Annotated in this window: 14 protein-coding genes; 12 read left to right on the top strand and 2 right to left on the bottom strand. The window is 57.3% G+C overall.

The features are described 5' to 3' along the window. Positions 1-15 precede the first annotated feature (15 nt). The 5 genes from BN873_RS17495 (at position 16) to ahbB (BN873_RS17475) (ending at position 3,978) form a co-directional block, all read left to right on the top strand. The gene (locus BN873_RS17495) at positions 16-327 is read left to right on the top strand and encodes a c-type cytochrome (protein ID WP_048676730.1); all 312 of its coding nucleotides are present in this window, start codon (positions 16-18) and stop codon (positions 325-327) included. An 82-nt stretch (positions 328-409) separates the two neighbouring features. Next, positions 410-751 carry a c-type cytochrome gene (locus tag BN873_RS17490; RefSeq protein WP_048676728.1) on the top strand — a complete coding sequence of 114 codons (342 nt, stop codon included), beginning with the start codon at positions 410-412 and terminating at the stop codon, positions 749-751. Further along, complete coding sequence (locus BN873_RS17485; protein ID WP_048676726.1) at positions 748-1,932, top strand: cytochrome D1 domain-containing protein; 1,185 nt, start codon at positions 748-750, stop codon at positions 1,930-1,932. Before BN873_RS17490 ends, BN873_RS17485 begins: the two co-directional genes overlap by 4 nt. A 1-nt stretch (position 1,933) precedes the next feature. Beyond that, positions 1,934-2,974, top strand: a complete 1,041-nt coding sequence (ahbB, locus tag BN873_RS17480; protein ID WP_048676724.1) for a siroheme decarboxylase subunit beta — start codon at positions 1,934-1,936, stop codon at positions 2,972-2,974. After that, positions 2,971-3,978, top strand: coding sequence for a siroheme decarboxylase subunit beta (gene ahbB, locus BN873_RS17475; protein ID WP_048676723.1), 1,008 nt, complete (start codon positions 2,971-2,973; stop codon positions 3,976-3,978). The genes ahbB (BN873_RS17480) and ahbB (BN873_RS17475) overlap by 4 nt, the downstream gene beginning before the upstream one ends. A gap of 27 nt (positions 3,979-4,005) precedes the next feature. On the opposite strand, the gene BN873_RS17470 is transcribed toward ahbB (BN873_RS17475), so the two are convergent. Further along, on the bottom strand, positions 4,006-4,434 hold the full coding sequence (locus BN873_RS17470; protein WP_048676721.1) for a type II toxin-antitoxin system VapC family toxin: 429 nt from the start codon (positions 4,432-4,434) through the stop codon (positions 4,006-4,008). Continuing rightward, positions 4,431-4,691, bottom strand: coding sequence for a ribbon-helix-helix protein, CopG family (locus BN873_RS17465; protein WP_048676720.1), 261 nt, complete (start codon positions 4,689-4,691; stop codon positions 4,431-4,433). The genes BN873_RS17470 and BN873_RS17465 overlap by 4 nt, the downstream gene beginning before the upstream one ends. Positions 4,692-4,798: 107 nt before the next feature. Between BN873_RS17465 and nirJ the strand changes: the two genes are divergently transcribed. The 7 genes from nirJ (at position 4,799) to BN873_RS21075 (ending at position 13,475) form a co-directional block, all read left to right on the top strand. Next, entirely contained in the window at positions 4,799-6,001 is a 1,203-nt protein-coding gene (gene nirJ, locus BN873_RS17460) for a heme d1 biosynthesis radical SAM protein NirJ (protein ID WP_048676816.1), read from the top strand. Then, the gene (locus BN873_RS17455; RefSeq protein WP_048676718.1) at positions 5,998-7,563 is read left to right on the top strand and encodes a nitrite reductase; all 1,566 of its coding nucleotides are present in this window, start codon (positions 5,998-6,000) and stop codon (positions 7,561-7,563) included. Before nirJ ends, BN873_RS17455 begins: the two co-directional genes overlap by 4 nt. Next, on the top strand, positions 7,544-8,728 hold the full coding sequence (locus tag BN873_RS17450; RefSeq protein ID WP_071244436.1) for an NnrS family protein: 1,185 nt from the start codon (positions 7,544-7,546) through the stop codon (positions 8,726-8,728). Before BN873_RS17455 ends, BN873_RS17450 begins: the two co-directional genes overlap by 20 nt. A 47-nt stretch (positions 8,729-8,775) precedes the next feature. After that, positions 8,776-10,710 carry a TAT-dependent nitrous-oxide reductase gene (nosZ, locus tag BN873_RS17445; protein WP_048676714.1) on the top strand — a complete coding sequence of 645 codons (1,935 nt, stop codon included), beginning with the start codon at positions 8,776-8,778 and terminating at the stop codon, positions 10,708-10,710. Positions 10,711-10,769: 59 nt separating this feature from the next. Then, positions 10,770-12,965, top strand: coding sequence for a 4Fe-4S binding protein (locus tag BN873_RS17440; RefSeq protein ID WP_048676815.1), 2,196 nt, complete (start codon positions 10,770-10,772; stop codon positions 12,963-12,965). A gap of 94 nt (positions 12,966-13,059) precedes the next feature. Further along, positions 13,060-13,299 (top strand): DUF433 domain-containing protein, encoded by a 240-nt coding sequence (locus BN873_RS17435; protein WP_048676712.1) that lies wholly within the window; start codon positions 13,060-13,062, stop codon positions 13,297-13,299. After that, positions 13,296-13,475, top strand: coding sequence for a DUF5615 family PIN-like protein (locus BN873_RS21075; RefSeq protein ID WP_242434465.1), 180 nt, complete (start codon positions 13,296-13,298; stop codon positions 13,473-13,475). The genes BN873_RS17435 and BN873_RS21075 overlap by 4 nt, the downstream gene beginning before the upstream one ends. Positions 13,476-13,755 lie beyond the last annotated feature (280 nt).

The raw sequence follows: 13,755 nt of genomic DNA, 5'->3' as shown, positions 1-13,755 counted from the left end.
AGAAGGGGAATCCTCGTGAAACTTAGATGCTTAAGTGCGCTTACGCTTGCGTTGTTGGTCGCGCCCGCCGCCCAGGCGAGCGAAGAATTAGCCAAGAAATACAATTGCCTGGCCTGTCATCAGACCGATAAAAAGGTGATTGGCCCAGCCTATCAGGAAGTGGCCGCCAAGTACAAAGGTCAGGCCGATGCGCCCGCCAAGCTGGCGGCTAAAGTGAAAGCCGGTGGTGTGGGCGTGTGGGGACAGGTGCCGATGCCACCGAATCCCACGGTGCCGGATGCGGATATGACGGCCTTGGTGACGTGGATTCTAGGGATGGCCAAGTAAGTTACCGCAACGTGTGCCCTCATTCCCTCTCCCGCTGGGAGAGGGTCAGGGTGAGAGCACAACTAAGCACCCGCTATAGACCGTGAAAATTCATCTGCTGATTCTGTGGCTGACAAGTCTGGGCTTCAGCACAGCGGCCATCGCCCAGGACTCGCCCACCCCTGCGCCGAAACGTAGCCGCGAACTCATCCGCATGGTGCGGCAGGATTGCGGTTCCTGTCATGGTCTCACCCTGCGCGGCGGTTTAGGTCCGGCGCTGCTCCCCGACACGTTGCGCGATAAGCCTGCCGCCAGTTTGAAATACACCATTCTGCTGGGTCGGCCCGGCACCGCCATGCCGCCGTGGCAGCCGTTTATGAGCGAGGCCGAAGCCGATTGGATTGTGGCGCAACTGTTGCGCGGTTTCCCGGAGGAAGCCAAATGACGCTACCAAGATTCTCAGACTGGGGCTGGTTCTTCCTGGTCTGGCCGCTGCTGGCCTGGAGTGCTGAACCGGTTTTGCGCGGCACGGGTGATCTCGGCGTCATCGTCGAGCGGGGCGCGGGGCGCGTTGTCATCGTCAGCACCAGCGGTAACAGCATCGTGCAGCGGGTGGAAGGCTTGGGCGATTTGTCCCACGCCTCGGTGGTGTTCTCCCGCGACCAGCGTTACGCCTACGTGTTCGGGCGCGACGGCGGCTTGAGCAAGGTGGATATTTTGCGCGGCACACTGGACAAGCGCATCGTGCAGGGCGGCAACAGCATCGGTGGAGCGATTTCCCAGGATGGGCGACTGGTGGCGGTGGCCAATTACGAGCCGGGCGGCCTCAAGGTATTCGCCGCCGATACGCTGGACTTGGTGGCCGATATTCCCGCCGCGTATGGCGATGGCAAGCTGTCGAAAGTGGTCGGTATTGCCGATTTACCGGGCGACCGCTTCATCTATTCGCTGTTCGACGCCGATCAAATATGGATTGCCGATGTCCGCGATTCGAAAGCGCCGAAGGTTGAGAAATTCAGCCACATCGGTAAATCCCCCTACGATGCCCTGGTGACGCCGAACGGTCGCCACTATCTCGCCGGTTTATTCGGTGAAGACGGTATTGCACTGCTGGACACCTGGCAGCCACAGCAGGGCGTCCAGCGCATCCTCGCTCACTATGGCAAGGGCGAGGAAAAGCTGCCGGTTTACAAAATGCCGCATCTGCGCGGCTGGGCGGTGGCGGGCCATCAGGCGTATCTGCCCGCTATCGGTCGGCATGAAGTGCTGGTCACGGACACGATCAACTGGAAGGAAACTGGCCGGATTGCGGTGCGGGGTCAGCCGGTGTTCGTGGTCGCTCGGCCCGACGGTCGGCAGGTGTGGGTCAATTTCGCTTTTCCCGATAACGGCTATGTGCAGGTGATCGACACTTTTACCGGCCAAATCGTCCAGACCCTGGAGCCGGGTAAAGCGGTGTTGCATCTGGAATTTACCCCGCGCGGCGAAGCGGTGTGGATTTCGGCCCGCGACGATAACAAGGTGGTGATCTACGATACCGCCAGCTTCGCCAAAATCGCTGAATTAGCCGTAGAAAGTCCCAGCGGGATTTTCTTCACCGCCCGCGCCCAGCGCATCGGCTTTTGAGATGGACGCCGCCGATCTCGACTTGCTCAACGGTTTCCAGCGCGATTTTCCGCTGACGCCGGAGCCGTTTCGCATTATCGCCGGGCAGTTGGGACGGAGCGAAACCGAGGTGTTGGCGGCCCTGCGGCGCTGGCAGGAAGACGGCAAAATCAGTCGGGTCGGCGCGGTGTTCGCCACGCGCAAGCTCGGCGTCAGCACACTGGCGGCGCTGGCGGTTCCGCCGACGCAGTTAGAAGCGGTGGCGCGACGGGTCAACGACTATCCCGAAGTCAATCATAACTATCAGCGCGACCATGACTTCAATCTCTGGTTCGTGTTGACTGCGGTATCCTCGGCCCGCTTGCAGGAAATCCTGAGCGACATTGAGGAACAAACCGGCTTGCCGCTGCTCGATTTACCGCTGCTGGAAGCATTCCATATCGACCTCGCGTTTGATTTGCGGCATGGCGGCGGACATAAGCGCTCAATCTCCCCCACCGCAGCGACCGACCGGCTGCCGACCCTCGAATTAAGCGCTCTCGACCGAAGCCTGCTGACCGCGCTGCAACCGGGTTTGCCGCTGCTCAGCCGACCGTATCAGGCGCTGGCGGATGCGGTGGGTTTGAGCGAGCGACGGGTGATCGACACGCTGCGCGGTTGGCTGGAGCACGGTCTGGTCAAGCGGCTGGGCGTCATCGTTCGCCATCGGGAACTGGGCTACCGCGCCAACGCGATGGTGGTGTGGGACATTCCCGATACGGGAGTGAGCACGGTCGGTAGGCTATTAGCAGCGGAATCCGGGGTTAATCTCTGTTATCGCCGTCCCCGACGGCTGCCGGATTGGCCCTATAACCTGTTTTGTATGATGCACGGCCGCGAGCGGGACGAGGTGCTGGCGCGGATTGACACCCTGTGCGCCGAACATCGTTTGCAAAATTACCCGCACGCCGCGCTATTCAGCAGCCGGTGTTTCCGCCAGCGCGGAGCCTGGTATCTGCCTGCGGTTACTTTGCCCAACCAGACGGAGAACCGGCGGGCCGCTCGCTTTGAGGCCGTGGCATGAACGAGCTGAAGCGCCGCCTGATCGATGAATGGCAAGGCGGTTTTCCGCTGGTCGGGCGGCCGTTTGCCGTGGTGGCCGAACGGCTGGATTCTGACGAGGAGGCGGTGCTGGCCGCGCTACGGGATTTGCTGGCAGACGGCACCCTGACCCGCTTCGGGCCGCTGTATCAAATCGAACGGCTGGGCGGCGCCTTTTCGCTGGCGGCGGTGCAAGCGCCGGAAGCGGATTTCGAGCGCATTACTACCCTCGTCAATGCCTTCCCGGAAGTCGCTCACAATTACCGCCGCAACCATGCTTTCAATATGTGGTTCGTGCTGGCGACCGAAACCCCCGCCCAGATGCAGGAAACCGTCGAGCGCATTGCGGCGGCGACCGGCTTGCCGGTGTTCAACTTTCCCAAGGAGCGGGAGTATTTTATTGAAGCGCGGTTTACGGTTGGGGCGCGGTCGGTGGCTGTGCAAACGCCCTCACCCCCAACCCCTCTCCCCCAAGGGATGAGGGGAGTTGTTATGGCAAAACTGCGCCCGCTGATTCTCGCCACCCAGGCCGGATTACCGCTCACTTTGCAACCCTATCACGCGCTGGCTGCGCAATTGGGCAGCGATGCGGCGACGGTGATTGCTGGGTTGCAAAGCTTGCTGGATGCCGGGGCGATTCGCCGCATTGGCGTCGTGCCGAACCATTACCGCATCGGCTACGCCGCCAACGGCATGACCGTTTGGGATGTGCCGGATGATGCGGTGGACGCGCTGGGCGAACAGATTGGGGCGCTGGAGTTCGTCACCCATTGTTATCGCCGCCCGCGCCATCTGCCGGATTGGCCGTATAACCTGTTTGCGATGGCGCACGGGGCCAGCCGCGAGGAAGTCGCTGCCAAAGCGGATTGCATCGCCGACGTTTTAGGCGATGCCTGCCGCCACCGCGCCATCCTCTACAGCACCCAGATTCTCAAGAAAACCGGTTTACGCCTGAGCGGCACGGAATCGGCGACACTTCGGGGGTGAGGTATGTTCGATGATCGGGGTTCCGGCTCAGCCTACCGGGTTGGGGGTGATGAGATCAAACATCACCTGGCGGTGTCCATGCTGAATGCGATAGGTGGTGAAATCGTTACGGTCGAGGGTAAACACCTTGCGGAGCTTGAGCGTTTCGGCCAGAACCACCAGGCTGGCATCAGCCAAATCCATCGGATGATCAGCGTAACGAACCATCAGCGTAAAAGCCCGCTGCAATCCTGCCGAGTCGAGATCGCGCACCCCCAGCCCGCCAGCGGCGATGAAGTCCATCAACCGCTGAGAGCCGATGCTACCGGGATTGAGGAGATGGAACGCTTCGGTCAGCACCGGGATCGTCGTACACAGCGGTTCTTCGATGACGGCCAGGCGCTTGACGCACCGGTCGTGGTCGCCATCCCTCGGATCAAATAGCGCGACCAATGGCCCGGTATCCACAAGAATCATCGCGCATGTTTCCGGCGCATGACCTCCGCTATCGCCGACTTGGCGTCCCGCGCGGGCGCAAGGGCGTAACCGCCAGCACCCAAATCGAGCTGACGGAAAATCGCGTAGGGTTTGCGCTGCGCCTGTTCCAGGATGTCGTTTTCGTAGGCGCTCAGACCTTGTTTCAACGCCTCCGAAATGGACAAACCGGTCATGGTTCTCACCCGATCCAGAGTGCGCTCGGCGTCTTCATCCAGCCGGACAGTTCTTGTGCCCATGAGATTCGCCCCTTTGGTATCATCAGAATACAAATCGTAATACAGAAAGATATGATCGGCAATGGTCAGTGGTCACCGCCAGAGCACCATCGCTGAAGGAAGCCACCATGTTCCGCATTACCCAGTTTATGCAGGAAATCGCCCAGCCGACGCCGCTACTGCCCAAGCGCAACCCGCCCGGCCCGGTGGTGATTTGGAATCTGGTGCGGCGCTGCAATCTGGCCTGCAAGCATTGCTATTCGATTTCCGCCGATACCGATTTCCCCGGTGAGCTGAGCACCGAGGAAGTCTTTACCGTCATGGACGATCTAAAAGCCTTCCGGGTACCGGTGCTGATTCTGTCCGGCGGCGAGCCGCTGTTACGACCGGATATTTACCCCATCGCCCAGCGGGCCAAGGCAATGGGCTTTTACGTCGCGTTGTCCAGCAACGGCACGTTGATCGACTCGACCAACATCGACCGCATTGCCGAAGTCGGCTTCGATTATGTCGGCGTCAGTCTGGACGGTATCGCTGAAACCCATGACCGCTTTCGCCGCCAAACCGGCGCCTTTGCCGCCTCGCTCAACGGCATCCGGCTGTGTCGGGAACGCGGGGTCAAGGTCGGGATTCGCTACACCATGACCGAGGACAACGCCCACGATTTGCCGCGTTTGCTGGACTTGCTGGAAACCGAGCAGATCGACAAGTTCTATTTTTCTCATCTCAATTACGCCGGACGCGGCAACCGCAACCGCAAGGACGATGCCCACCATCGCACCACCCGGCAGGCGATGGATGTATTGTTTGATACCTGCTGGCGCTCGGTGCAGGCGGGTGAATCGCGGGAGTTCGTCACCGGCAATAACGACGCCGACGGCGTGTATCTGCTATTTTGGGTGCGCCGCCATTTCCCGCATTTGGAACATCACCTCCGCGCCAAACTCGCGCAATGGGGCGGCAATGCCTCCGGGGTGAATGTCGCCAATATCGACAATCTGGGCAACGTCCATCCCGACACCATGTGGTGGCATTACCCGCTGGGCAATGTCCGCGAGCGGCCGTTTTCGCACATCTGGCCAGATGTCTCCGACCCGCTGATGGCCGGATTGAAAGCCAAGCCGCGCACCATCAAAGGCCGCTGTAGCCAGTGCGCCTATTTCGATATTTGCGGTGGCAATACCCGCGTCCGCGCCCAGCAACTCACCGGCGACCCGTGGGCCGAAGACCCGGCCTGTTATCTCAATGACGAGGAAATTGGCGTCGCGGCGGGTGCGGAACGCCTAACCGTCACGCCTTATCACACGCCGCGCCGGAGGGTCGCTTCATGAAAAAACGGTTCCTATTTGCGGCCTTGCTGGGCTTGGCTGGGACGGCACACGCCGCGCCCGATCCCGCGCCACTCTTCCAACAACACTGCATCGCCTGTCACGGCGTAGACCGCTTGGGCGGCCTGGGGCCAGCCTTGCTGCCGCAAAATCTGGAGCGGCTGAAGAAAGCTGAAGCGCTCACCGTCATCACCGCCGGGCGTGAAGCCACCCAAATGCAGGGCTTCAAGGACAAGCTCAAGCCGGAAGAACTTCAGGCGCTGGCTGATTTCATCTACACCCCGCCCGCCGTGACGCCGCAATGGGGTGAGGCCGAAATCCGCGCTTCGCGCTACGAGCCGGTCAAACCCGGCAGCCTGCCCGATAAGCCGGTGTTCAGTGCCGACCCGCTCAATCTGTTCGTGGTGGTGGAAGCGGGTGACCATCACGTCACCATTCTGGATGGCGATAAATTCGAGCCGATTCACCGCTTTCCCAGCCGCTTTGCCCTGCACGGTGGGCCGAAATTCACCCCGGACGGCCGCTACGTGTTTTTCGCCTCGCGCGATGGCTGGATCAGCAAGTTCGACATTTACAACCTGAAAGTCGTCGCCGAAATTCGCGCCGGTATCAATACCCGCAATATCGCGGTATCTGGCGATGGCCAATGGGTGATGGTGGCCAACTATTTACCGCAGACCCTCGTTTTACTAAAGGCGGCGGATTTGAGTCTGGAGCGCGTCATTCCGGTGGTGAATGAAGCGGGCAAGGGTTCGCGGGTGTCGGCGGTGTACGACGCCGCGCCGCGCAAAAGCTTCGTCGCCGCGCTCAAGGATATTCCCGAACTGTGGGAGTTGAGCTATGACCCCAAGGCCGAGCCGGTATTCAAGGGCTACGTCCACGACTACAAGATGGGTGAAGCCATTGCCGCCCCCGGCCAGTGGACACCGCGCGTAACCAAGCTGGACGCCATTTTGGACGATTTCTTCTTCAGTCAGGATTACGCCTATGTGCTGGGTGCGGCCCGACCCGCTGACGGCAGCGATAAGCCCGCGCCCGGCGGTCAGGTGGTCAATCTCGACATCCGGCGCAAAGTCGCTGACTTGCCGCTGACTGGCTTGCCGCATCTCGGTTCCGGCATTTCCTGGAGCTATCTGGGCCGTCCGGTGATGGCGACGCCGAACCTTAAGGAAGGCACCGTCAGCGTCATCGACATGAAAGATTGGAAAATCATCAAGGACATCAAGACCGCTGGCCCAGCCTTCTTCATGCGCAGCCACGAAAATACGCCCTATGCGTGGGTGGACGCGATGATGAGCAAGGACAAGGATACGATGCAATTACTGGATAAGAACACGCTGGAAATTGTCAAAACATTACGTCCGGAGCCGGGCAAGACCGCTGCCCATACCGAATTTACCCGCGATGGCAAATACGCGCTGGTGTCGATCTGGGAAAACGATGGCGCGCTGGTGGTGTACGACGCTGCCACCCTGAAGGAAGTCAAACGGTTGCCGATGCGCAAGCCGGTCGGCAAATACAACGTCTACAACAAAATCACTCGTTCTGAGGGTACTAGCCATTAACCCACAAGCGGCAATCTGGAATCTGGGATTCCGCCCGTTTTTTCTCGGCGCGGCAATTTTTTCTGTGGTGTCCATGCTGCTGTGGATGGGGGTTTATATCCATCATTGGCCGCTTGCCGTCACCGGTATTTCGATTTTTCAATGGCACGCCCATGAAATGATTTACGGCTTTGCGGTTGCTGTCATTGCCGGTTTTCTGCTGACTGCCGTTAAAAACTGGACGGGTGTTCAAACCCTGCACGGCGCTGGATTGATGGCTTTGTTTGCGTTGTGGGTGATTCCGCGCCTGTTGCTTTTATTCGGAACGTCTTTGATTTTCATTGCCGGGTTTTTTGACCTGCTGTTTATGGTCGGCCTGACCGCTGCCATCTTCCAGCCGATTAACCAGGTCAAGCAATGGAAGCAAGCGGGCATTCTGGCTATTTTGGTTTTATTGCTGCTGGGAAATGCCCTGTTTTATCTCGGTGCGGCGGGAATTATTGAGGGCGGTGTCTTCGTCAGTCTGCGCGGCGGACTGTTTCTGGTCATTGGGCTGATTCTTTTTATGGGCCGCCGGGTGATTCCGTTTTTTATCGAAGCGGGCGTCGGCTATCCGATAAAAGTCAAAAATTCCCAGCGCCTGGATCAAGCGATCATTGTTCTCTACGGCCTGTTCCTGATTGCGGAAGTGGGCATCGGCAAGGAATGGCTGGTTGCGTTGCTGGCGCTGGGTCTGCTGATCAGCAATTCTATCCGGCTGGCGGGCTGGTATACGCCCGGCATTTGGAAAAAACCGCTGCTGTGGAGTCTGTTTATTGCCTTCGCCGCCATCAATTTCGGCTTTTTGCTGATGGCGTTAACGCCGGTGCTGAAGCTGCCGCCGCTGGTGGTGCTTCATGCGTTTAGCGTCGGCGGTATCGGCCTCATCATCCTCAGCATGATGGCGCGGGTGACGCTGGGGCATACCGGTCGGAACATTCAGCAGCCACCTAAAACCGTACCGGTTGCTTTATTCCTCCTGATAGCGGGTGCGATGTTCAGGGTCATCGTGCCGTTGCTGACCAGCAGCGTTTACCCGATGTGGGTGGCGATTTCGCAACTGCTGTGGATTATCGCATTTTTAATCTTTCTCATCAGCTATTTACCCATGCTCGTTAAACCGAGAGTGGACGGCCAGTTTGGTTGAAGCCAAACGCTGGTAATCATCGCAAACCCCCTCACGGAGATCCCCCCATGAACGACAACGAACACTCCTCATACCCCGCTGACGAAACCCCGGAAAGCACCAGTCGCCGTAAATTTCTGGGCGCGGCAGCGCTGACCGGCCTCACTGGCGCGGGCTTGGCGACCGGTTTGGCCGCACTCGGTTCCGGCGAGGCCAAGGCGGAAAAGGAAGAAGAAGGTGAAAGGGAAGCGGATAAATTTGAAGTCCCGCCGGGCCAACTGGACGATTACTACATCTTCTCCAGCGGCGGCCATTCCGGTGAAGTGCGGATTTACGGCCTGCCGTCCGGGCGCACCATCAAGCGGATTCCAGTGTTCAACATCGACCCGATGGTCGGCTGGGGCATCACCAACGAATCCAAGAAAGTCATCGGCACCAAGCCGGACGGCTCGCTTAAATACATCACCGGCGATACCCACCATGTTCATGGTTCTTACACCGACGGCACCTATGACAGCAGATACCTTTGGGTAAACGACAAGATTCATGGGCGGCTGGCGCGCATCCGCATGGACTATATGGAATGCGACAAGATTACTGAGTTGCCCAACATGCAGGGCTTTCATGGGCTGTTCCCCGACAAACGCGATCCGGTCGATCCTAAAATCAACCGTACCACCCGCGTGTTCTGCGGCGGCGAGTTCCATGTACCGCTGCCCAACGATGGCCGGGATATGGACGATTCCAAGAAATGGGCCTGCCTGTTTAGCTGCGTGGATGCCGACAGCATGGAAGTCCGCTGGCAGTGCAAAGTGACCGGCAACATGGATTTGGTCGCTACCTCTTACGACGGCAAGCTGGCGGCGGCCAATCAGTACAACACCGAAGGTGGCGCGATTTACACCGACATGATGTCCGCCGAGCGCGACGCGGTGGTGTTTTTCAATATCGAGCGCATCGAAGCGGCGATTAAAGCGGGGAAATTTATCACTATCGGCGATTCCAAAGTGCCGGTGGTTGATGGCACCAAAGACGCCAACCCCGACCCAAAAACCGCGCTGGTGTGTTATGTGCCGGTGCCGAAAAACCCGCACGGCGTCAATATCACCCCCGACGGCAAATACTTTATCTCATCCGGCAAACTATCGCCGACCGCCAGTGTGACTGAAACCGCGCTGGTGCATAAATGGTTTGCGGGTGAATTGAAAGAAGCCCGCGATACTGTGGTGGCGGAACCGGAAATCGGTCTCGGCCCGCTGCATACCGCGTTCGATGATAAAGGCAACGCCTATACCACGCTATTTCTCGACAGCCAAATCGTAAAATGGAATATCGACAAGGCTATTGCACAATTCAAAGGTGATAAGAAAATCCAGCCAGTACTGGATCGGGTTGATGTGCATTACCAGCCCGGCCACGGCTATAGCTCAATGGGTGAAACCAAAGAAGCTGACGGCAAATTCTTCAACTCCGGCAATAAATTCTCCAAGGATCGCTTTTTGCCGGTGGGGCCGCTGCACGTCGAAACCGAGCAGTTAATCGACATTAGCGGCGACAAGATGAAGCTGATTCATGACCACACCGCTTATCCTGAACCGCACGATGCCATCATCGTCCGCCGCGATTTGGTCAAAACCAAGCAGATTTACAGCATGGATGAGTTCCCGAATGCGGTAAAGAACTTTACTGACAGCAAAGTGGAACGCAACGGGAATAAAGTCACAGTCTATCTGGCCTCGGTTGCGCCGCAATACAGCATGACCAATTTCAAGGTCAAGAAAGGCGATGAAGTCACCATCATCCTGACCAATCACGATAAGGTTGAGGATTTGACTCACGGCTTCGCCATTCCCAAATACGATATTAATTTCATTGTCAATCCCCAGCAAACAGCCTCGGTGACCTTTATTGCTGACAAGCCGGGTGTGTATTGGTGTTATTGCAGCCATTTCTGCCATGCGCTGCATTTGGAAATGCGTAGCACCATGTTTGTTGAAGCTTAATTCTTTTCATTAGGCGCGGGATGGGCAATCCCCGTCCCGCCGCTGTTAAGCCGCCTTTCATGAACGTCCACTCGGTATTGCCTTATCCTAAAGCGCATAGAACGCCTGCCATCGGCTTCATTTTCTTGGTGCTGCTGCTGTTCCCGCTCCTTGCCGCCGCCTCATCCTACGAAGCACCGCTGCCAGCGCAATTATCGACTGACCCCGATTTATGCGCTTATGCGCCCTGCAAGGACATCATGCCGGAGGCCGACAGCTTTTCAACCCGCAAAGGTAAACCGGCCTATGTCGAGGCGTACCACAACCGGCAATTGATCGGCTACGTCTTTCTGTCCACCGACATCGTGGATATTCCGGCCTATTCCGGCAAGCCAGTGGTCACGCTATTGGGGATGGATGCAGCGGGTAAAATCATCGGGGTGAAGATTCTTAAACACAGCGAACCGATTTTATTGGTCGGTATTCCCGAATCGGAATTGACCAAATTTATTAAGCAATTCGTCGGGCGTTTCGCCTGGGATAAGGTGGAAATTGGTAAAGCCCGCAGCGGTGAAGGCTTCGTCGGCATTGACGCCATTACCGGCGCGACCGTGACAGTCATTGCTCAAAATCAAGTCGTCATGCGTAGCGCCTACGAAATCGCCAAGCAAACCGGCATTGTTCAACCCATTCCCAAACCGCAGGCGCAATTCACCACTATTCAGGAAAAATTGAATTGGGATGCCTTGCTCAAGGAAGGCAGTGTTCAGCATTTGCGGGTGATGCCGAAGGATCTGGAATTGGGCGAGGGTAAGGAACCGTATATCGATTTGTATTTCGGCTATCTCAATGCGCCGAATGTCGGGCCTAATGTTCTCGGTGAGCGCAACTATCAGCGGCTTATGGCCGATCTCAAACCCGGCGAACATGCGATTTTTATTATCGCCAACGGCAGCAGTTCCTTCAAAGGTTCTGGTTTCGTGCGCGGCGGCATTTATGACCGGATTCAGGTTTCGCAGGAAATGGATACCTTCACCTTCCGCGATACCGATTATCTGAATTTGTACGGGATTAGCGCCGCCGGTGCGCCGCGTTTCCGCGAATCCGGCATCTTCATCATTCGCAGTCCGAGTTTCAGCGCTGCCTATCCGTGGAGCCTGGTGTTTCTGGCCAATAAACAGGATAAGGAAACCGGCGCCAAGACCTTCATCAATTTCGACCGGGAATACTGGCTGGCCCCGCGCTATCTGCAAGGCGGCCATCCCAAATTGGTAAAACCAGACCCGACCTGGTTAAAAGTGTGGAAAGCCAAATGGCTGGAAATTCTCCTATTCGTGCTGCTATTGATCGGCGTGACTGTGGCGCATGTCCGGCGTGATGATTTAACCCGCCGCTCGACTCATAAAGACAAGCGCTGGGTGGCGTATCCCAAGTATTTCTTTTGGACGGTGAGTGTGCTGTTCGTGGGCTATTACGCCATGGCCCAACCGAGCATCACCCATGTGCTGACCTGGTTTCACTCGATCATTTTCCAATGGAAATGGGAGTTGTTTCTGTCCGATCCGCTGATCTTTATTTTCTGGTGGTTCATCATCATCACCACGCTAATTTGGGGACGGGGCTTGTTCTGCGGCTGGTTGTGTCCTTACGGCTCATTGACTGAACTGGCCTACAAGATCACCCGTGCTTCGGGTTTCAAACGCTTTCAGTTCTTTCTGCCCAAACCGCTGCACGACAAACTGAAATGGCTTAAATACGGCGTATTCGTCGTGTTGCTGCTGGTGTCGTTCTATTCGATGGGACTGGCGGAAAAGATGGCGGAAATCGAGCCGTTCAAAACCACCTTTTTGGTCGGCGTGCTGAATCGCTCGTGGCCATTCGTGCTGTTCTGGCTGGTGCTGTTTGGCGCGTCAATGTTGACCGAGCGGCCGTTTTGCAAATACCTCTGTCCGCTCGGCGCGGGGCTGGCGATTCCCTCGCAGTTCCGCCTGTTCGGCTTGAAGCGCAAAACCGAATGCCAAACCTGCAAAGCCTGTGCGGCGGGTTGTGGTTCGCTGGCGATTGACGCGCAAGGCCGCATCGACCAGCGAGAATGCCTGCTCTGCCTGGACTGCATGGTGCTGTATTACGACACCCACGCCTGTCCGCCCCTGTCCAAGGAACGCAAGCGCCGCGAGCGAGCCGGCCTGCCGCTGACGCCGATTTCCGCCAAGGGTTATTTCATTCTCATCGTTTCCGAGCCGACTCCTACAGCGGCGGCCAGTGGGCAAAGTTGAAGGCATTTGATACGGTAGCCCCACAGCTTTCTGAAGATCGAGATTTGTTGCAGAAGATTGTTAATGTGGTGGCTCAAAACAGGAGAATGGGTCTATGTTCACCTTTGATCGTATTACCTTCGATCTGAACCAAATGGGTGGTCGTGCGTGTATTCGCGGCTTACGAATTACTGTCGCCCTGGTCGTGAATTTAATCGCCAATGGCATGAGTGTCACTGAGATTTTGAAGGATTATCCTGATCTTGAGGAAGAAGATCTTCGGCAGGCTCTGCACTATGCGGCATGGCTGGCGGAAGAAAGCATCCACCCAGCAGAACCGTTGCTGTCCGCATGAAATTTCTGGCGGATATGGGCATCTCGCCCAGGACGGTCACGTTTTTGAATTCTCTGGGTCATGACGCTATCCATCTTCGGGAGCAGGGACTGGAACACTTGTCAGACCCGGACATTTTGTACAAAGCGCTGGAGGAAGGGCGTATTTTGCTGACCCACGATCTGGAATTTCGGTGATCTGGTCGCCGCCAGTGGCGATTGTTTGCCCAGTATGGTGATTTTTCGTCTGCGGAACATGCGGCCTGACCATGTTCATGAGGTGCTTTTGCGGATTTTGAAACGCTATTCGGATGAGCTAAACCAGGGCGTCATCCTGAGTGTCGCTGAAGGGCAGGTGCGCCTGCGATTTCTACCGATCAACCTGCCTCGAACCTAGTCTGGATGTCTGGAAAGAGCGATGCCGCCGCATAGCTGGAACGTAGCTGATTGCGCCATTGTTGTATCTGTTGATCACCAG

This window comes from Candidatus Competibacter denitrificans Run_A_D11 (assembly GCF_001051235.1).
Taxonomy (GTDB): domain Bacteria; phylum Pseudomonadota; class Gammaproteobacteria; order Competibacterales; family Competibacteraceae; genus Competibacter_A; species Competibacter_A denitrificans.
This window is presented reverse-complemented; position numbering and strand designations above follow the sequence as displayed.

Excerpts from the sequence above, each read along its gene's own strand:
- BN873_RS17485 (WP_048676726.1), top strand. The coding sequence starts at position 748 with ATGACGCTACCAAGATTCTCAGACTGGGGCTGGTTCTTCCTGGTCTGG.
- ahbB (WP_048676724.1), top strand. The coding sequence starts at position 1,934 with ATGGACGCCGCCGATCTCGACTTGCTCAACGGTTTCCAGCGCGATTTT.
- ahbB (WP_048676723.1), top strand. The coding sequence starts at position 2,971 with ATGAACGAGCTGAAGCGCCGCCTGATCGATGAATGGCAAGGCGGTTTT.
- BN873_RS17470 (WP_048676721.1), bottom strand. The coding sequence starts at position 4,434 with ATGATTCTTGTGGATACCGGGCCATTGGTCGCGCTATTTGATCCGAGG.
- BN873_RS17465 (WP_048676720.1), bottom strand. The coding sequence starts at position 4,691 with ATGGGCACAAGAACTGTCCGGCTGGATGAAGACGCCGAGCGCACTCTG.
- nirJ (WP_048676816.1), top strand. The coding sequence starts at position 4,799 with ATGTTCCGCATTACCCAGTTTATGCAGGAAATCGCCCAGCCGACGCCG.
- BN873_RS17455 (WP_048676718.1), top strand. The coding sequence starts at position 5,998 with ATGAAAAAACGGTTCCTATTTGCGGCCTTGCTGGGCTTGGCTGGGACG.
- nosZ (WP_048676714.1), top strand. The coding sequence starts at position 8,776 with ATGAACGACAACGAACACTCCTCATACCCCGCTGACGAAACCCCGGAA.
- BN873_RS17440 (WP_048676815.1), top strand. The coding sequence starts at position 10,770 with ATGAACGTCCACTCGGTATTGCCTTATCCTAAAGCGCATAGAACGCCT.
- BN873_RS17435 (WP_048676712.1), top strand. The coding sequence starts at position 13,060 with ATGTTCACCTTTGATCGTATTACCTTCGATCTGAACCAAATGGGTGGT.
- BN873_RS21075 (WP_242434465.1), top strand. The coding sequence starts at position 13,296 with ATGAAATTTCTGGCGGATATGGGCATCTCGCCCAGGACGGTCACGTTT.